Raw genomic sequence first — 18337 nt, 5'->3', positions numbered from 1 at the left:
TTAGGCTCCGTTCTTTGACTCCTATATGCCTCATTCGATGACATGGAACAGGTCGGCACAACCCTTACACCCCTGCGTGGATCTGTCGGCGCAGTCCGTGATCCAGCGGCCCCCGTCCCGGTCACCGTTCTGATGCTCGCGAGCTGTTCGTTCGACAGGCTCCTGTGGAACCCGTCATGTCACCAGGCATGGTGCGCCTCAACCGGGCATGCAGTCGATCCGCACGGGCTGGGCCGCGCATGGCCGCCGCCTGTACCATGGGTGACCTTGATGACGACGCATGTATCTAGTGGTTCAATGGTGTCGAGACTACTACATGTACGGAGTGTATTCTTTTGACGCGATGGTGTTTGACCGATTAGTCTTTATTTATGTTAAAAGCCACCAATGCCTCTCACTGAAGCACACTAGGGTGGCATTTTTCTTATCGGAGGGGACCATGGACGACGACGGTATTCAGCAGTTGCACCCCTAGTGGTGCCGGTTCCCGGCTGAATGTCACCGATGGCCCGTATTCCCTTTGCCGACGATGCGCGCGGGCACTCCCACCGCCGTCGCGTGGCATGGGACGTCATCGAGCACGACGGCATGCGCGCCGATACGGGCATCGTCGCCCACGCGGACATGTCCGAGTATCGCGGCACCTGCCCCGATCAATACGCGATTGCCAATGTGCGGGTGCCGTAGCATTCCGTGATTATCAACGCTTCCCAATGTCACACCTTGGTAGATGACTACATCATCGCCGATTACGGCGGTTTCACCAATCACCGTGCCGGTACCATGGTCGATGATAAGTCTTTTCCCGATTCTCGCTCCAGGATGGATTTCAACGCCGGTGAGAATTCTGGCAAGCTGGGAAATTATCTGTGCACAGAACTTATGGTTATGTATCCATAGTCTGTGGGCAAGCCGGTGAAGCCATACCGCGTGCAGTCCGGAGTATGTGAACGCAACCTGGGCGTCGGACGTGACTGACGGGTCGTAATCCCGTATGGCTTGGATTTCTTCTCTTGCAGTCTGTGACGCTGTGTGGGTTCTCGTGCACGGCAAGACGAGCATGACGATGGTGCTAGCAAGAACAATGATGCTGATACTACTATGACTGTGACGCTGTTTGCTGCAATACCTTGTTGCTGTATCAGTCTTGGTTTCTAGGGAATCCATCGTCATGCTTAACCTCTTGGCTGGAATGGTGCATCGCGTTGCTAAGCATCAATCGCGGTATCGTCCTGTTTCGACATCTGAAATCGCTTGGTCGAGAATTGTCAATCCATCATCAAGTTCGGCGTCACTGACCGTCAAAGGAGGTGCGATACGGAATACGCCGCCCATGCCGGGCAGGCAGACAATGTTCATATGAAGTCCGAGTTCATAGCATCTGCGGGTGATGAGGTCACCAAGAGCGGCGGAGCGTTCCTTGCCTTGCTTGTCTTTTACGATTTCAATGCCTTGCAGGAGCCCTCTGCCTCGTGCGTCACCGACTATGTCGTGCGTTTCGACAAGCCGTTGGAGTCCTGCATGCAGACGGTCACCTTTCTGTGCTGCTTTGGACGGAAGGTCATCGCGTTCGATGACATTCATCACTGTGCACCCTACTGCGGCGACAAGGGGGTCATTGACGTGTGACGTGTAGAATGTGAACCCGCGTTCACGTGCGGTTGCCTCGATTTCATCGCTGGTGACTAGCGCCGCAAGGGGTAGTCCTCCGCCGAGTGTCTTGGACAAGGTCAGGATATCCGGAACAACGCCATCGTGTTGGAAGCCATACCATGTTCCTGTGCGGCCGAAACCTGTCTGCGCTTCATCGAATATCAAGAGCATGCCGCGTTCATGGCATTTCTTCTTGAGCTCGGCCAGATATCCGTCTGGAGGTACCAGAATGCCGCCGCCGGACAGTATTGGTTCGACGATGCATGCGGCGAGGCTGCCTGATGATTGGGCGTCCACCATGTCGAAGCCGAAGTCAAGTTCCTTTCGCCAGTCGAGTTTGCCTTCCGCATCGGTGAAATCGGGACGATACTCGTACGGTGTGGGTATGGCGAACTGCCCGGGCGCACAAGGAACGCCGACTTTGCGAGCTGAAGAATACGTCGCTGCGGCGCTGGCCTGTGTCAAGCCGTGCCATGATCGGCTGAACGAGACGACTTCGAACCTGCCGGTTACCGTCTTCGCCATGCGGATCGCTGCCTCATTCACCTCCGATCCTGTAGACAGGGGAATGACCTTGTTCAATGGTTCGGGAAGGGTTTGCGCAATATGCGTGCACAGGTTGATTGATGGTCGTGACAACATGCCGCTATACAGGTGGTCGAGTCGGCCGATAGTCGTACGGATAGTCTGGACGACTTCCGGGTTGTTGTGGCCCAGCGTTGCACACATCTGACCCGAAGTGAAATCGAGGATTTTCCGCCCGTCCTCCGTGTATATATAGCTTCCTTCAGCGCGGTCGATGATATCGGGGGCGAAATAGGGGGCTCCATAATGCCCGACATGTTGTTCCACTTCATGCCACGGGTCCGTGGAGCGTTCGAATGGTTCGATGGTCATGGTGTGTCCTTTCGTTGTGCTGTTGTACCGGTGATTCTTCAAGTATCGGAATGATGACTTGTCGGTGTGGTTTCCAACGTGGAATATTGCCGAACAGAATGTTCAGAAAATACGAACGAAGAGGTATTGACGGTACGGGTTGATGCAACAGACTTGCCATACAATGCATTCATCGTCGGTTCGGCCGGCGGAAGGAGGATGCATGCTGAATGTCTGGCGTTTGCAGCTACTCATGCAATTCGAGGTGCTGGGTACCATGCAACAAGTCTCGAAGATCATGAATGTTAGTAAGTCCACGGTTTCGCAGCAATTGAATGCCCTGGAACACGAGACGGGGACCGTGCTGTTCGAGCGTGCCGGTAGGCAAGTCCGTCTCACTGCAGCCGGACATGATCTTGCGGCGAGGATAAGGCCTGTTCTGGGGCAGCTGGAATACATCGGCAATTCGCTCGGCAAGACGAACGGGGAAATCGCTGGGACAGTACGTATTGCTGCGTTCTCTAGCGCACTGGAACGTATTGTGCTCCCGTCTGTTGCCGTGATGCAATCCGGCTACCCGAATCTTCGTATCCTCGTGCAGGAGATGGAGCCCAGCGAGAGCCTTCCCGCTTTGGACTCGCATCAGATTGACATCGCTGTTGTCGCATATTTGGGATTGGGCGGCAACCTGCGTAGGTATGACCGAATGATTCATGAACTGGGTGTTGATGATCTGAGGATTCTGATGCCTTGCGAGCACCGGCTTGCCGGACGTACCGTGGTGAATGTGGAAGATCTGTCCGAGGAAGTCTGGGCAATGGAGAGTGGCGGGGCATACCTTCCCGGATATGTTGAGAGTCTGTGCAAGGCAGCGGGCTTTTCCCCCAAAGTAGGTGGTTTGTTTACTTCCTATTCCGCAATGCAGTGTGCGGTGGCTACGTGTGGCATGGTATGTGCTTTGCCCACCTTGGCGATTGACAGGCATGGAGGAATCGCCGCAGTTCCTCTTGAACGGGCTCACAGAAGACGTATGTTCATCGTGACAAGGGCTTCGCAACAGATGGTGCAATCCATTCATGCCGTGGCGACGGCGATTGAGCAATATGCTTCTGAAGTGCTTGATGATGATACAGGAACGAACGAAGACGAAGCGGCGATGGGGTAGTCGCGGTCCCTGCAATATGGCATGAAGACAGGGCGGGTTGGCAATGCCATCCTGCCCTGCCGCGAGTGTTGGTCATGTTGTTGGTTGGAGCTCAACTTACCTTGCCGGTCTGGGAGTGGTCGAATTGTGGCAGATTGGATGCATCGTAAGTGAATACTCCGATGCTTGCCGAACTTGGGTCGTGTTTCGTATTGAATGGTCCAATTCCTGCGAGCCCTGAGTAAGTGATATCCTTTCCGTTTTTCAATGCGGTGATGCACGCTCGGTAACTTGTGCACTTGGTGCCGCCATCCGTGCCGGATACTGAAGCGAGATTGTCCTTGACTGTTCCGCTGTCTGTACTTCCGCCCTTCTGCGCGGCAAGCGCGGCGAGTACCACCGCATCATAGGTTTCTGCGCTGAAGGTATATGTTGTCAATGAAGAGTCGATGGTCTTGAGGCGTTTGCGGAATTCAGCGGTCGCGATGGCTCCCGGAACCGTACCTTTGTCTCCTTCAAGCATGCCGGCGTCGAGTGTCTTCGAATAATCGGACATGTTGCCGTCGAAGAAATACAGATGCTTGGTGTTTACTCCGACAGAAGACAGGCTTTTGATCAGTGGAACTGTTTGGTCAAAGGTGATGACCAGGACTGCATCAGGATTTGACGCCTTGATGGAAGACGCCAATGATGAGAAATTCTTCTCTGTGGGATCGAATGACTCCTTCTCGCCATAGACAATATCCACGCCAGCTGATTGCAGGTGCTTGACGACGACATCGCGGATGCCGTTGCCCGCTTCGTCGTTGAAACATGCGATGGCCAGCTTCTGCACGCCGTCTTGGGTGATGGTATCGGCAAGCACGGCGCCCTGGACGGTGTCCGGCGGGACGGTTCTATAGAAGTAATCGCTGATTCCCGATAGCGATGCCGCTGTGGCTCCATTGGAGATCATTACGACCTTCGATCCTTCGGCCTCGTGATATGTGTTCTTCACGACACCGCTGGAGGGATTGCCCACGATAACACTGGGGTTCTTGGACAGTACTGACTGTAAGCCGGCGGTGTTCTGGTCGGCGTGGTCGGCGTCACTGACGTCTGCGATAGTCGTTGTGATGGACTTCCCGAGTACGCCGCCGGCGGCATTGATGTCCTGGGCGGCAAGTTTGAACGCTGCCATCTGCGCCGGTGCTACATAGCTCAAGGAACCGGTCTCGGGGAATAAACCGCCGAGAACGAAATCCGTTCGTTTCGAGGTGCTGGCCCCTGATGACGATGTTTGGCTCGACCCGCAGGCGGCCAGTCCGCATGTCGCGGCTAGTGCGGCGGTGCAGAGCATTGCTGTGATTACTCGGGTTGTGATTCGGTGCGTTGATCGCATGATAGGCTCCTTACGTATGTGTGCACTCCTGCTTTGACATCACGGGTGTTTTGTCGCGCACGGTGGCGGAAAGCGCGGAAATGCGGTTTGTTGTATTTGGAAGGCCTTTCAGGGTTCACGATAGACCGATGTCGCAATCGGGGGATTTCGTTGCTATGACACGATGGTGAAGTCCGTCAGGAACTGTTGACCCGTATCGTTCGGAGAATCCGAACGGTTTATGTTAGCTGCCTACTGCACTCATAGTGCCTCAACCCCATTCCGCAATAAAGTGAAAATTCCGGCATATGGACACAACGGCAGAAAAAAATACGGCGGCAAACGGTTGCGGAACGGTGAAAATATCAAGTTTTCAAGTCTGAGTTTACATGTTCGTAGCACAAGTGTCGATAGTCGTACATCTGCGGAACTTTTACTCTCTCGTGTATCCACTAGCGCCAAGCAGGAGATAACAGATGGTTAATGGTATCCGTAAGGCTGCGTTCTCGTGCAGCAAGTATGTGTCCGGCAAGAGCATGGATGAAGTCATGCGCGAGTATGGGCTGGACAGTGTTGTCAAGCTCGGATCGAACGAGAACATGTACGGCCCGTTCCCGCACGCTCTCGAGGCGATGCGCGACGAGGTCGCAATGATTAATATCTATCCGGAACGCAATTACATCAAGCTCAAGGAGCTGCTTGCCGACCGTTTCGGGCTCGAGGATGCTAGCTGGGTGTCGCTCGGCCATGGTGCCGGCAATGTGCTCGATTCCATTGCGAAAACCCTGCTTGAAGATGGCGACGAAGTCATCATCCCGCAGCAGTCTTATCGCCTGTATCCTGAGATCTCGAAGATCATGGGCGCAAAGGTTGTGGAAGTGCCGCTCGATGAGCACTATCGTATAAGCCTGCAGGATTTCGCCAAGGCGCTGACACCGCGTACCAAAATCGTGTGGCTGTGCAACCCGAACAATCCGACTGGCACAGTGGTGAACCGTGAGGACTTCGCATGGTTCATCGACCAGATGCCGACGGATTGCTGGCTGGTCGTCGATGAGGCATATGCTGAATTCGCCGACCAGAACCTGCTTCCGGACGTGGTCTCCTTCATCCGTGAAGGTCGTCAGGTCATTGATGTGCGGACCTTCTCGAAATACTATGGTCTCGCCGGTGGCCGTATCGGTTATCTTCTTGCGGATCCTGAATTCGTCAACTGGTATGACACAGTCAGCGAACCGTTCAACTCGAATCGTACCGGTCTTGCGGGTGCCGTCGCGCTGCTCGAACACGACCTGCCCGAATGCCAGCGTTGCTGTGACCTGATGAAGGCGGACAGAACCCGCTTGAATCAAGAGTTGACTGCCATCGGTTGCGATTGCATTGATTCCCAGGCGAATTTCCTGTTCTTCTCGACACCATTCGATGCCAATGAACTTGCCGAACGTCTGCTGCGGAGAGGCGTTATCGTCCGCCCGTGCGCCGGTTGGGGGTATGACAAGCATCTGCGGGTCAGCATCGGTACCACCGAACAGAATGATGAGTTCCTCCGACAATTCAAGGCCGTGTACAGCGAAATGCTCCAGGCAGCGGCCTGACCTCAATCCGAATCTTGCCAAAGAAGGATCACCATGAACACCACAGTTCGTAAATACCTCACACTCATCGCGCTCGGATTCTCCGCTGGAGCGGTGTATTGCCTGCCATACATCAAATACGTGTTCTATGACGCCATGCTCGACGTCATGCATATCTCGAACACCCAGTCAGGCTTCCTGCTGTCCATGTATGCGTTCGTTTGCATATTCCTCTATATTCCGGGAGGTATGCTCGCAGACAGGATATCCGCCAAGAAGGCCATCGTATTCTCACTCCTGGGCTCTGCGCTGATGGCGCTGATTTTCATGTTCACGTTCAACTACGTTGTCGCGCTTGTCGTCTGGCTGCTCTACGCGTTCGGCTCCGGCTTCGTGTTCTGGTCAGCGATCCTCAAAGCGGTACGCATGATCGGCACCGAGGATGAGCAGGGCTTTATGTACGGCGTCTACTATGCCGCCAACGGCGCCGGCGGGGCGATCACCAACGCCGTCGCGCTGAAAGTGTTCGACGGGTTTTCCGATGCGAGGCAAGGGATGTTCTGGGCCATTGCCGTCATGATCACCTTTGTCGCGCTCGCCGCCATCATCCTGCTGGGCCTGCTTGATGAACCGAGCGCGAAGGAACAGGCAGCCACGCCGGAAAGCGAGCGGTTCCACTTCTCCGACCTCGGGGCAGTACTCAAGAATCCCGCGGTGTGGCTGATTTCCATCGTGTTCTTCTGCATTTACGCGCAGTACAGCTGCTCGTCGTTCTTCACCCCATACCTTACCGATGTCATTGGTTTCGATTCCACGACATCTGGGTATCTGCAGATTGTGCGCTCCTATGTCGTCATGCTCATCGCTGCTCCTGTTGGCGGCTTCATCGCGGACAAACTGTGCCATTCCACGTTACGATGGTTTGTGATTGGATCAGTCATCCTCGGCATCTCCATTCTGGCTGTCGTACTCGCGGGGCCACACGCCAACGGCTGGCTCGTCGCCATCCTGACGCTCATCCCCGGACTGTTCAGCATGTGCCTGTATGGCGTGATGTTCTCCTCGATGCAGGAAATCAACATCCCGGTGAAAGTAGCAGGCACGGCCATAGGCATCGCATCAATCGTGGGATATCTTCCGGATGTCATTCTCCAGCCGTTCTTCGGGAGCCTCATCGATAATCGTGGCAACAACGGTTATACGGTTATCTTCCTGTATCTCGCAGCATTCTGCGCGGTCATCGCGGTGCTCAGCGTGGTACTGTTCCGTCGATTCGCCCATCCGGCGGGACAGGACGCGCCGAGAGTCGTCGAAAACAGCGCTATTGGTGACAACGCCATCGATGACAGCGCTATCGAAAATAGCCGCGTAGAAACCGCATGATGGCAGGTCGGGGCTTGCGCCACCTGGGCTTGCAAGCCTCCGACCGAAGTCCTCACACGCATGCCCGTCTCGCATATTTCACATCGCTGACGGCACGGCATATGCCATCGCTCAATACGCATACCCATTAGGAGTCTTCGAACATGAAAATAGCAATCTGCGATTATAAAGAGCCATTGAACCGTGATCTTGATCTCGAACGGCGTTTCTTCACTGAAGCCCTCGGTGAGAATACCCAGGTCGAGGTTTACGAACATCACGGCGACAACGAAGCGTTGAAGAACGCGATCAAGGATGCCGACGGGGTCTTGACATCCTATCTGGAATTCCCCAAGGACGTCATCGAATCGGCGCCGAACTTGAAGGGCATCTCCATCGAGGCGACGGGTTACAACTATGTCGATGCCGATGCGGCTCAACGACACGGCACCGCGGTCGCGGTCATCGGGGAATACTGCACGCAGGAAGTGGCGACACACACCATTGCGCTCGTCCTCGCGGTCGCCCGGAGCTTGAAGCATTATGATCGCCAGATTGAATACCGTCACAGCTATGACTGGAATTCGACCAGCGGAATGATTCGCCTTGATGATTCGACGCTCGGCATCATGGGTTTGGGCAAGATCGGTCGTGCGGTCGCACATCGAGCGCAGGCGTTCGGCTTGACTGTTATCGCGTACGACCCATATTGCCCGCCTCAAGCGGCCGCGGATGCGGGAGTGCGTCTGGTGTCCAAGGAAGAGCTGTTGCGCACCAGCGACATCATCACGCTGAATATGCTGCTGACACCAGAAAACGAGCATATTCTCGACGACAACGCCTTCTCGATGATGCAACGACGTCCCGTTATCGTCAATGTATCCCGTGGACAGCTTATCGACGAGGCGGCGCTTGTCCGTGCGCTGGATTCGGGCAGGATTTTCGGCGCCGGACTTGACGTGCTGGAGGACGAGTCTGATGCAGGTGTCGCGGCTTCTCCTCTTGTCGGACGCGACAACGTGATTCTCACGCCTCATAGCGCTTTCTACTCGGACAAGGCGTTGTACGAATGCCAGCGGATTGCATGCCAGAACCTTATCCATATCCTGCGTGGTGAAGGAGATGATGTGTTCCGCATGGTCAATGACGTGGACGTGTCCGTCAACTCGCGTTGAACATCGCGAATTAACGATTGCACACTGAATGACTGCACATTGAATATTCACACCTTGAATCCGAGGAGGCCGATGATGGACGCGACATATGATGATGCCGAACGGGCGCAGTCCCTTCGCGATACGTCACAAGAGACCGGGGACCACCGTTCTTTAGGCGAAGGACGGGTACGATCGACCCCGCCGATGATCGCATTGTCCCACGTGTCGAAATCCTATGGCGACAAGCTCGTACTTGACGGTATCGATCTGGCCGTAGAACAAGGCGAGTTCGTTGTCCTCATCGGCCCATCGGGATCAGGCAAAACCACCCTCCTGCAACTGCTCAACAAGCTTCTGCCCGTGGACTCCGGGGGAATATATATCAACGGAAAAGCCATCAATACCATGGACGGAACCGTTTTACGCCGCTCAATGGGCTATGTCATCCAAGGCGGGGGACTGTTCCCTCATATGAGTGTTGCCCGAAATATCGGCATCATGATGGAACTGTCAGGTCGCCCCCGCAAGGAAATCGAGGAACGTGTCGACCAGATGATCGACATGGTGGAGCTCAGCCGATCGCTCAAAGACAGCTACCCGAACCAGCTGTCCGGTGGACAACAGCAACGTGTCGGCGTCGCGCGGGCTTTCGCATGCGATCCGGACATCATCCTCATGGATGAGCCATTTTCCGCCTTGGACCCTATCACCAGGACGGATTTGCAGGACCAGATTGTAAAGCTGCATCGCGCATACCGGAAAACTATCGTATTTGTGACTCATGATATGGCTGAAGCGGTCAAATGCGCCGATAGGATCTGCGTATTGCAGCATGGCACAATCGTCCAATACGACACCCCTGCCCGGGTGCTCGCCCATCCCGCCAGTGATTTCGTTCGCGAATTCGTAGGTCGGGCCCGCGATCTGGAGAGAACCCTTGGGGCGGCACTTGGATGCAAGGAGGAACAATGAATGCCATAGCGCAGTTCTGGGTGGTTGCAACACAGCGGCATGCCGAACTTTGGCAGTTGTTTGTCCAGCACATGCAAATGACTTCCAGCGCGGTCCTGCTATCGTTGATCGTTGGAGTGCCGCTCGGCATCATTATCACACGGCATAAGAAGCTCGCCTCTGTTGTCATCGGACTGGCAAACATCACCCAGTCCATTCCAAGCCTCGGTCTGCTCGCGATTCTCGTGCCCATTGTCGGCATCGGGCAACCCGCAGCGGTCATCATGGTCATCATCTACGCATTACTGCCGATTATCAAGAACACTTATGTAGGCGTGCGAAGCATCAATCCCAGCATCATGAAGGCAGCGGAAGGCATCGGCATGTCTTCAGGCCAGATTCTGCGGAATGTGCAACTGCCTCTCGCCGTGCCCTACATTATGAGCGGCGTGAGGATCTCCGCGGTCACCGCTGTCGGCACCGTGACCATCGGCGCGTTCGCCGGTGCAGGCGGGCTTGGCTGGATGATCAATCTCGGCTTGAATGCAAACGATGTCAATCTTGTGCTTCTCGGTGCTATTCCCGCGTGTCTTCTCGCTCTTGCGCTTGATTTCGTGCTGGGCATGGTCGAACAGGCGCTCACTCCGGAAGGTATCCTGCCTGCGAGTGTCGGATCCACACCAGCAAGCAAACGTCGCGCTCATCGTATAATGCGTCACGTCGCCGCGGCGGTCGCTGTGACCATATCGCTAATCGTCCCGTGCGCCTCAAGTATCGTTTCGGCTATCGGCAACGATCCAGACGACACGGTCACCGTGGGGGCGGAGAATTTCACCGAGGCAATCATCCTTGGCAACATCTACAGCCAACTGATACAGCACAAGACCAATCTCAAAGTCAACGAGAAATTCAATCTTGACGGGACGCTGGTCACCATGGCCGCCTTCGATGCGGGCACTATCGATACGTTCACGGACTATACCGGGGTGATCACTGCCAATGTGCTCAAAAAGAAGCTGTCTACGGATACCGCCAAGGTCTATCGGCAGGTACGTGATGGCATGGCGGAGAGTCACCAGGCTACGGTCTCCAAGCCTCTCGGGTCGACGAACGATTATGTGCTTGCAATGACCAAGGACACGTCACGCAGAATGGGCGTCACGAAATTATCGCAGCTCATTGCCCAGTCGGGTTCATTGCGGCTGGGGTGCACGACAGCCTTCTCGCAACGTTCTGATCTGTTGCCGAAGATGGAAAAGCAGGGAGCTGATTTTGCGTCGGTCAGCGGGTTGGAAGGCAATGTGCGTTATCAGGCGCTCACATCGGGCAAGATCGATGTGACCGATGCCTACTCCACTGATGCCATGGTGAAGAAGCTCAATCTGCAACTGATTGAGGATGACATCCATTTCTTCCCTCCGTACCAGGCGATATCCATCACGCGTAATGCCGTCCTGCGGAAGCATCCGGAATTGAAGACTGTCATTTCAAGCCTTGATGGGGTACTTGATAACGATTCCATGATGAATATGAACTACCAGGTCGATGTCGAAGGGAAAACCGCCAAGGAAGTGGCCATCAAGTTCCTGCAGGAGAAGAATCTGATTTGAGACCGGTTCACGGCGTTGTCATGAACCGCTAGAATGGGACAGTATTGCGGCTTTATCGAAGCCGTCGTCACAGAGGAGGGCGCATTGTCAAAGTCATCAAAGAAGGATGCCAATGAGATGCCGAACAATTACACGACATCCAGTGAAGACGGAGACACGGTGGCAAGCCCGCGTCCCAACGATGGGATATCCGCCCTGCTTCATGCGGGATTTGATGTCACTGATGCGGTGATTGTCTCGACGCTGCGCCATGACGGCCGGACGACCTTGGCGGAATTGGCTAAACTCACGTCGTTGTCGGCATCATCGGTGCAGTCCCGGATTCAGAAACTTGAACGGCGTGGAGTCTTGACCGGTTGCCGTTATCAGGTCAACTATGATGCGGTGGGCTTGGGGGTCAGTGCGTTCATCTCGGTGTTGCCGCTGGATTATGAGAAAGAGGAGGTCACTCCGGACCTGCTCAGGCAGCTGGAGGGCGTGGTTTCCTGTTATTCGGTTTCCGGCGAGCCAAGTTACATGCTCTTGGTGCGAGTCCCTTCGACCCAAGCCCTGGAGGATTTACTGACCACTATTCACAAGACCGTATCTGCAGCCACGAGAAGCATGGTGATTCTCAAGCCGTATTTTCGTGATTTATTTTGAGAGTAGCGCTTTATAATGTGCTGCGCCCTTATTCATTCATGAATAATTCACGGTGATGTCCCCTGTTGTGGTGTATAGCGATGTTGGCTGCGAAGGTGACTGTTGCAATTTTCCGCGATTCGTACCTGGGTTGATGCAAATATAGTGCTTATTTGCTGTATGGGGGTGTGCACCTCGACTATCTGTAATATCTCCGGATTGGATTGTCATTCTTTGTCTACGCAATGCCGGATTCTTTGAGGGAGACCAGCGTATTTCCAATGACACTACTTCAGGTATCGCGTGTCTGAGTACAGAGATAAGCGATTAGACAGGTGCTCGGGTGCTGCAGATAGACATCCCAGGCGCAATTGTATTCCGCTTTGCCGTACCATGTCCGCTTGGCTTCCGATTGTCGGGAACATGACCCAATCACCAACCAAAGACACCAACACATTATCCGATGGAATGGGTGAAAGATGATAGTAGGTTGCAAATTCTAAGACGATTCATTTGAAAGGGTTGCCTAGCTGGTGATCATCTCAATTGCTGTATCCGCTCACCTTGGTTATTGAATGATAGGTGTATCTGAAACAGTCTTCGAAGATTTTTTGTAAAATTTCAATAGTGCACAACCCTCACCCGTATCCAATCCTCCCGCTACAATATCCACCAACTGCGCAACGTCAGCGTCATTGATGGAGGCGGAGATGGGGAACGGCCAGCACACGTGCAAACTTCAGGATTTTTCGTCACTTTTCGACCAGCGGATTCTCGACCGTGCGTATGGGTACCGTGATGCCGGCATGGTCACCGATATCAGACAGTCCACGGACGACACCGATTTGTGGCATGCACAGGTGGCAGGCTCGCTCGGATTCTATGATGTCGATATCCGCATTCACGGTGGAGCGGTCATGTCCGCCGCGTGCACCTGCCCCTATGGCCAGAAACATTCATATTGCAAGCATGTCGGTGCGGTGCTTCTGACGATTGCGGACCAGCAAGATGAGCGGCAGACCGATGCCGCTCTCCCGAACGACGCTTCAGAGGCCGTTCGTTGGTATTGGAATGATCAGTTTCCGGGCGCGGATGGCTGGAAAGCCGTGGACGTGCTGGACGAGCAAGATTGGAAAGCGGTTCGCCGCGTGCTGGAAACAGCTTTGGGATTGCCTGATTCACAGTTGCACTTGGTGTCGTTGATTCGCGCGAACGATTCATACACCAAACGGTCATCGACTTCTGCCCAGAGGAGCAATCAGACGAATGCCAACATGCGGTTGTTGGTTCCGCTGTTCCACCCCACAGATGTTGCACAGCTGCCTCACGGTTGGTTCACTTTCCTTGAAGCCGCATATGAGCGTCTTGGTGATCGCGAGGGACTGCGGCACATGTACAGCAGGTACACCCTCATGGCCCGCACCCTGCCCGAAGCGGTGTACGTGCAACGGCTTCGCCAGGTCTCGGGGGAGCATTGGCAGGAGGACCGAGACGCCATCGTTGATTTCGCATCCCGGCATTCGCTGGAGATTTCCTATGGCGGAAACAATCCGGCATATGAACGATTGCTACGGGAAGAGCATTTGCCGCAAGCTGCCGCAATATATTGCCGGCACAATGCGAATCCCCGGGTATTGCTGAATCTGCTTGATCTGGTGGCGCAAACCGATCCGGAACGGTGGAAGGACCGGGTGTGCACGATGCTGCTGCAACCTGATTCGGAGTTCTACCGAGTGAATAACGATGCCTCGGTGCGGTATGTGGCGGCGTGGATCAGCAGGATTGAAACGGTGTTCGGTGAGGAGCTGGCCCATGAATTGGCTACTCAGATTGTTTGCATGTTTCCGCAGCGCGAATGGTTGCATACGCGGTTGCTACCGTACTGCGGCGTCACGGAGAGCGAGCAAGAGCCGGAAACAACAGATGAAGATACCGATGACTCTGACGGCGGGAATGAGGAGAGCAATGAGCAAGAACAATGACTTCCATGATGAGAATTTCATCGAGGAGCGGCCACACGGAACTATGGAATCGTTGCTTGCTGCGACGATGAGCTACCGGTTCGGGTACCGTTTTCTCCAGCAGGATCTGCTTACCGACCCCCAGTGGGAAACGGTCAGAGATATTCTTGAACGCTACTTCGGGATGAAGGATGTCACCACCGCGTTGCGCTACGCAGCTGAGCGCGTACATGATGGGCTGCAGCGAAATCCAGGCGTGCCAGGGCATGCGCGTTTTCGGCAGGATCTGGACTCGATGCTTTGCGCTGGCGAGAATGATTATCGCAAGGGTACCGGTGGCGGCGTTGCCGGTGATGGCAAGGTTGGCAATACCGCAGAAAATACTGTCCCTCCAAGCCCGGGTGAGATTGCCAGGCATGGCCTGCCCGGAGGAGTGTTTGACGTATTGGAGGCTGCGTATGAGCATTTCGATGACAACCAGGGCTTGCTGAGAATCGCAGTGTACGCGATTGTGTCCGATATCGTTCCCGCGCACCGCTACCTTGCCATGGCGAAGGACCTCGCCGGCGATGAATGGCCACAAATTCGCGATTGCATTGTCGAATTGTTCGAGGAATTCGACAACAAGGTATACATCGGGTATGACAATCGCAGTGTCGCATACGAACAGCTGCTTGTGCAGGAGCAGCTGGGTGATGCCGCATGGAATTATCTTCGTCGGCGGAAACCTCCCGTCGGTGGATGCGAGCCGATTCTCATGAGCGATAGTGTCGAGGACTGGGATTCTTTGTTCAGTACGCTTGCGCCGGTTGCGGCGCTATCTCAGCGCGAGGCAGTGGTCTCGATGCTGATGCATCCGTTACAGGACGCCGATGGCGATCTGCTCCATGAGGATACCGAGAAGAACCGGGCGAAGATTCAGTGCATCTTCAGGCAGTGCATACGTTTTGGCGCTCGTGACCGCGCGGTACAGGAGCGAGAGCGGTTACGGATGATGTACCCACGCCGCCCGCAACTGCAAATGATGCTGGATAATGCGCTCGAGGAGCATGATGACGACGTTTCATGGGGGCGGGACAGCAAGTGACAAGCCCGCATTGCTGTATTGCTGTCATGTAATACAATGATACAGTATGCTGCTTGCTGACATGAAGGCCTGTTTGTTGTCTCAACTGGTATTCCGCCCGCACTGTTATCCAGCTTCCCCTCTCTCGCAGTGTTTCTTTGACGTTCAACTTGTTGCCATCTCCTGTTCGCGACGGGTAGGTTTTTATGCCTTAGCCTGCCGGTGGGAGGACTGCTCACGTATAAGACTGTTGGAATTGGGTATCATCCGAAAGCCAGCGATATGGCTGCAGCGATCGAGCACGCTGCGAATGAACTTGCCGCGCAAGGCCATCGTGTTGTGTCGTTTTCTGTGACGGGCAGCGCCAAAGCCATTGTGCTCGCTGAAAGAGAGTCCGATGATGCCTGCACGGGGAAGGATATTCATCATGAATACTAACCTGCGCAGGGCGCTGCTCATCATCGGTGTCATCGGCATCGTCTTCGGGTCGTCGGTTATATCGGCCTTCTGATTGGCAGCAACTTCGGTGCGTTCGCCAAGGGCATGACCCCTAGCATCCTGCTTGGTTTCTCTGCACTGGTGATTATCGTTGTCACCGGCAGGGGGCAACGGCACGGCGACTGAGTTTACAATCACCGGTGTGTGGGTTGAAGCACATCGGTGACTCTTGACTCTTCGCATGTTTGTGCCAGTGACACTGTGCGCTCAACAAACTGTGGAACTAGAACACCCTCGCAGTTGTTGCCGCTTGTCAATGATGGACGCCATGATTATGAGCCCCGCTTGGGTAGAATCAGTGAACCTATCTTGTCACGACAGGTGGGTTCGGTCGTGACCGGCTTTCGGGCTGTCCGAACATACGAACACCTTACGAACATCATGATGGCTTTCAAGCCGGTCAGACTGCCGAACTTCATATGCACTGTATTGCATTGCCCCCTGTTTCAACACCGAAATGTATTATGCCTTGTTACGGTTTTTCAGAAGTATGATCCATAGGTGTTCATCTCGACCACTACTCTGTCCCCATCAACTGTGTATTTCCCCTCGACCGAGAAAGTCTCGTACCCTGTCCACATTCTGCGTATTTCCTTGTTGAAGTCATCCGGTGCCTCGAACGTGCGTTTCACCCTTCCGTCGTATCTGGTGCTGTAAGTCCCATCTATGCCGACATTGTCGATTGTCGGATAGAAATCCATCGACCAGCTGATGTTGCTGATGGCGGGATCTTCACCTGACCAATAGATCGGTGTGAAACCGAAAGGACATGCTTCGCTCCTCAGCGTTTTCATGGTCGCGCATTCATTCAATGCGCTTCGCATCTCCTTTGAGATTGCGGCTTCCAAATCCGCATTGGGTTCCACGTCAATCTCCCTGTCAAACAACAGGGTGTTCTCGTTCGTACGAATGGTCACCGTACTCGTATTGAAATACCGCCCGACATCGGCTTTGACGACATACGTTCCCGGATAGGCAGTAAAAGTCAGCGTCCTGTCATCAACGACATGCCCTGTGGTTTCAGCTTGTTCCGCGTTAAGCTTCACGTCGTTGACAAGATAGTCGTCCTGTCCTTTGGGCGCACCGAAAGAGACCTGCTTGAGTAGCGGCCTGATGATTTTCCAATTGTCGAAGACCGCATATCGTGAACCATCCGGGGCAAGTATAATTTCGTCACTGCAGGTTTCCCCGTTCAATTCATATGAGATATCTACAGCCAATGTCTCGTCGGAACGTGGACGAATCGAAACGACGCGAGGCTCGGAGATTCTCGAGGATTCGGTCCGCCCAACCTTGTCGGCGAGCATCGCTCGTTTGTTCGCTTGAAGCTTGGGCTCTGCGAGTTGTGTAGCACGCTGATAGTTACCAGAGGCAATCGCTGCCAGGTATTCATTGACAAGGGTGTTTGGGCTGAAAATCGTGCGAGACAATACTGTGTAGCATCCGTAACCAGCAGCAGCTACTACTGCGAGAACAACCATGATAATCACCATCTTGTTCCTGAACAGTTGGTGCAACCGTGACCGAGTCGTGGTGAGTAGCGCTGAAAAACGTCCGGGTATGGATTGCCGATGCCCAACATCACCGATGGTTGTCGGCGAACCGCATCGCGGGCAGGACGATGTTGGATGATCAATTGAGAACTTACATGTGTTGCAAAGCATATATTCCCCCTGGCCATTATCGTGTATGGATCATTCCATATGGTCGCGGGCGGATATCCGTCCGACGATGAAGGACAGCTTATCCAAAATCAGGGACCCATGGGAGGAGCAGATCTGGCACAGTGCGATAAATGCAAATAGAATACTCGAAGATCTCGGCGTGTCGGGAGGGTGGAGGATTTTTGTTGTTGTTTTGGTGTGTGGTGTGTGGTGTTTTCGACACGCCGGTGTTTGCGTGTGTTTTGTAGGGTTTGTGGGGTGGTGGTTGGGTGGTTGGTTTGCGTGGGTGGTGTTGGTGGTGTATGTTGTTCTCTTGCTGCCGCTCGCCGGCCGGCTTCCCTTGGGGGGTTGGTTTTGTCGGGTGTGTGGTGGTGGTTTGAGAACTCAAGAGCGTGTCTGTACTACTTCTTTATAGTCAATGATTGCCAGTCCGGTCCCCGCTTCCGTGCGGGGTGTTTGATTGTCCTGCGTGGGAGTCCGCGAGGGCGGTTGATGGGGGTCGGGGTTTTCGTGCGAGTCGCCTTTCCTTATTAGGCGACCGTCAATTATTTTGTGAGAGTCTGTTTTTGGCTTTCCGCATTGTTTTTTTGTGGAGGGTTCGATTCTGGCTCAGGATGAACGCTGGCGGCGTGCTTAACACATGCAAGTCGAACGGGATCCTGCAGGCTTTGCTTGCGGGTGAGAGTGGCGAACGGGTGAGTAATGCGTGACCAACCTGCCCCATGCTCCGGAATAGCTCCTGGAAACGGGTGGTAATGCCGGATGTGCCGGGCTCCTGCATGGGGGTCCGGGAAAGCTCTGGCGGCGTGGGATGGGGTCGCGTCCTATCAGCTTGTTGGC

At 54.4% G+C, this 18337-nt stretch carries 14 protein-coding genes and 1 rRNA gene; 10 read left to right on the top strand and 5 right to left on the bottom strand.

Annotation, left to right across the window (positions count from 1 at the left end):
* Positions 1-498 precede the first annotated feature (498 nt).
* Positions 499-1062, bottom strand: a complete 564-nt coding sequence (gene cysE / locus CQR48_RS08460) for a serine O-acetyltransferase (RefSeq protein WP_101452691.1) — start codon at positions 1060-1062, stop codon at positions 499-501.
* A 153-nt stretch (positions 1063-1215) separates the two neighbouring features.
* Positions 1216-2550 (bottom strand): aspartate aminotransferase family protein, encoded by a 1335-nt coding sequence (locus CQR48_RS08455; RefSeq protein WP_101452632.1) that lies wholly within the window; start codon positions 2548-2550, stop codon positions 1216-1218.
* Positions 2551-2752: 202 nt separating this feature from the next.
* On the opposite strand from CQR48_RS08455, the gene CQR48_RS08450 reads away from it, so the two are divergent.
* Positions 2753-3694, top strand: coding sequence for a LysR family transcriptional regulator (locus CQR48_RS08450; RefSeq protein WP_180335144.1), 942 nt, complete (start codon positions 2753-2755; stop codon positions 3692-3694).
* Positions 3695-3785: 91 nt separating this feature from the next.
* Here the strand turns inward: CQR48_RS08450 and CQR48_RS08445 are convergent, their stop codons facing one another.
* Complete coding sequence (locus tag CQR48_RS08445) at positions 3786-5054, bottom strand: ABC transporter substrate-binding protein (protein ID WP_244898984.1); 1269 nt, start codon at positions 5052-5054, stop codon at positions 3786-3788.
* Between the two features lie 455 nt (positions 5055-5509).
* On the opposite strand from CQR48_RS08445, the gene hisC reads away from it, so the two are divergent.
* The 8 genes from hisC (at position 5510) to CQR48_RS08405 (ending at position 15356) form a co-directional block, all read left to right on the top strand.
* Complete coding sequence (gene hisC / locus CQR48_RS08440) at positions 5510-6628, top strand: histidinol-phosphate transaminase (RefSeq protein ID WP_101452630.1); 1119 nt, start codon at positions 5510-5512, stop codon at positions 6626-6628.
* Between the two features lie 33 nt (positions 6629-6661).
* A complete protein-coding gene (locus tag CQR48_RS08435; protein WP_101452629.1) occupies positions 6662-7990 on the top strand; it encodes an MFS transporter in 1329 nt (442 codons plus the stop codon).
* Between the two features lie 143 nt (positions 7991-8133).
* Positions 8134-9144: an NAD(P)-dependent oxidoreductase gene (locus CQR48_RS08430; protein ID WP_101452628.1), complete on the top strand. Its 1011-nt coding sequence runs from the start codon at positions 8134-8136 to the stop codon at positions 9142-9144.
* Between the two features lie 72 nt (positions 9145-9216).
* Positions 9217-10098, top strand: coding sequence for an ATP-binding cassette domain-containing protein (locus tag CQR48_RS08425; RefSeq protein WP_101452627.1), 882 nt, complete (start codon positions 9217-9219; stop codon positions 10096-10098).
* Between the two features lie 77 nt (positions 10099-10175).
* A complete protein-coding gene (locus CQR48_RS08420; RefSeq protein ID WP_180335143.1) occupies positions 10176-11687 on the top strand; it encodes an ABC transporter permease/substrate-binding protein in 1512 nt (503 codons plus the stop codon).
* Positions 11688-11720: 33 nt separating this feature from the next.
* Positions 11721-12329: an Lrp/AsnC family transcriptional regulator gene (locus CQR48_RS08415; RefSeq protein WP_244898983.1), complete on the top strand. Its 609-nt coding sequence runs from the start codon at positions 11721-11723 to the stop codon at positions 12327-12329.
* A 689-nt stretch (positions 12330-13018) separates the two neighbouring features.
* On the top strand, positions 13019-14290 hold the full coding sequence (locus CQR48_RS08410) for an SWIM zinc finger family protein (protein ID WP_180335142.1): 1272 nt from the start codon (positions 13019-13021) through the stop codon (positions 14288-14290).
* The gene (locus CQR48_RS08405; protein ID WP_101452624.1) at positions 14274-15356 is read left to right on the top strand and encodes a hypothetical protein; all 1083 of its coding nucleotides are present in this window, start codon (positions 14274-14276) and stop codon (positions 15354-15356) included. Before CQR48_RS08410 ends, CQR48_RS08405 begins: the two co-directional genes overlap by 17 nt.
* 183 nt (positions 15357-15539) lie before the next feature.
* On the opposite strand, the gene CQR48_RS08400 is transcribed toward CQR48_RS08405, so the two are convergent.
* Positions 15540-15971 (bottom strand): hypothetical protein, encoded by a 432-nt coding sequence (locus tag CQR48_RS08400; RefSeq protein ID WP_143252513.1) that lies wholly within the window; start codon positions 15969-15971, stop codon positions 15540-15542.
* Between the two features lie 344 nt (positions 15972-16315).
* Complete coding sequence (locus CQR48_RS08395; protein ID WP_101452622.1) at positions 16316-17326, bottom strand: hypothetical protein; 1011 nt, start codon at positions 17324-17326, stop codon at positions 16316-16318.
* Between the two features lie 757 nt (positions 17327-18083).
* Between CQR48_RS08395 and CQR48_RS08385 the strand changes: the two genes are divergently transcribed.
* A 16S ribosomal RNA gene (locus CQR48_RS08385) occupies positions 18084-18337 on the top strand; the annotation flags it as partial.

Source organism: Bifidobacterium thermophilum, assembly GCF_002846655.1.
GTDB lineage: Bacteria > Actinomycetota > Actinomycetes > Actinomycetales > Bifidobacteriaceae > Bifidobacterium > Bifidobacterium thermophilum.
This window is presented reverse-complemented; position numbering and strand designations above follow the sequence as displayed.

What these genes read in the sequence shown, in the direction of transcription:
- cysE (WP_101452691.1), bottom strand. Translation starts at nt 1,062, where the DNA reads ATGCTCGTCTTGCCGTGCACGAGAACCCACACAGCGTCACAGACTGCA.
- CQR48_RS08455 (WP_101452632.1), bottom strand. Translation starts at nt 2,550, where the DNA reads ATGACCATCGAACCATTCGAACGCTCCACGGACCCGTGGCATGAAGTG.
- CQR48_RS08450 (WP_180335144.1), top strand. Translation starts at nt 2,753, where the DNA reads ATGCTGAATGTCTGGCGTTTGCAGCTACTCATGCAATTCGAGGTGCTG.
- CQR48_RS08445 (WP_244898984.1), bottom strand. Translation starts at nt 5,054, where the DNA reads ATGCGATCAACGCACCGAATCACAACCCGAGTAATCACAGCAATGCTC.
- hisC (WP_101452630.1), top strand. Translation starts at nt 5,510, where the DNA reads ATGGTTAATGGTATCCGTAAGGCTGCGTTCTCGTGCAGCAAGTATGTG.
- CQR48_RS08435 (WP_101452629.1), top strand. Translation starts at nt 6,662, where the DNA reads ATGAACACCACAGTTCGTAAATACCTCACACTCATCGCGCTCGGATTC.
- CQR48_RS08430 (WP_101452628.1), top strand. Translation starts at nt 8,134, where the DNA reads ATGAAAATAGCAATCTGCGATTATAAAGAGCCATTGAACCGTGATCTT.
- CQR48_RS08425 (WP_101452627.1), top strand. Translation starts at nt 9,217, where the DNA reads ATGATGGACGCGACATATGATGATGCCGAACGGGCGCAGTCCCTTCGC.
- CQR48_RS08420 (WP_180335143.1), top strand. Translation starts at nt 10,176, where the DNA reads ATGACTTCCAGCGCGGTCCTGCTATCGTTGATCGTTGGAGTGCCGCTC.
- CQR48_RS08415 (WP_244898983.1), top strand. Translation starts at nt 11,721, where the DNA reads ATGGGACAGTATTGCGGCTTTATCGAAGCCGTCGTCACAGAGGAGGGC.
- CQR48_RS08410 (WP_180335142.1), top strand. Translation starts at nt 13,019, where the DNA reads ATGGGGAACGGCCAGCACACGTGCAAACTTCAGGATTTTTCGTCACTT.
- CQR48_RS08405 (WP_101452624.1), top strand. Translation starts at nt 14,274, where the DNA reads ATGAGCAAGAACAATGACTTCCATGATGAGAATTTCATCGAGGAGCGG.
- CQR48_RS08395 (WP_101452622.1), bottom strand. Translation starts at nt 17,326, where the DNA reads ATGGTGATTATCATGGTTGTTCTCGCAGTAGTAGCTGCTGCTGGTTAC.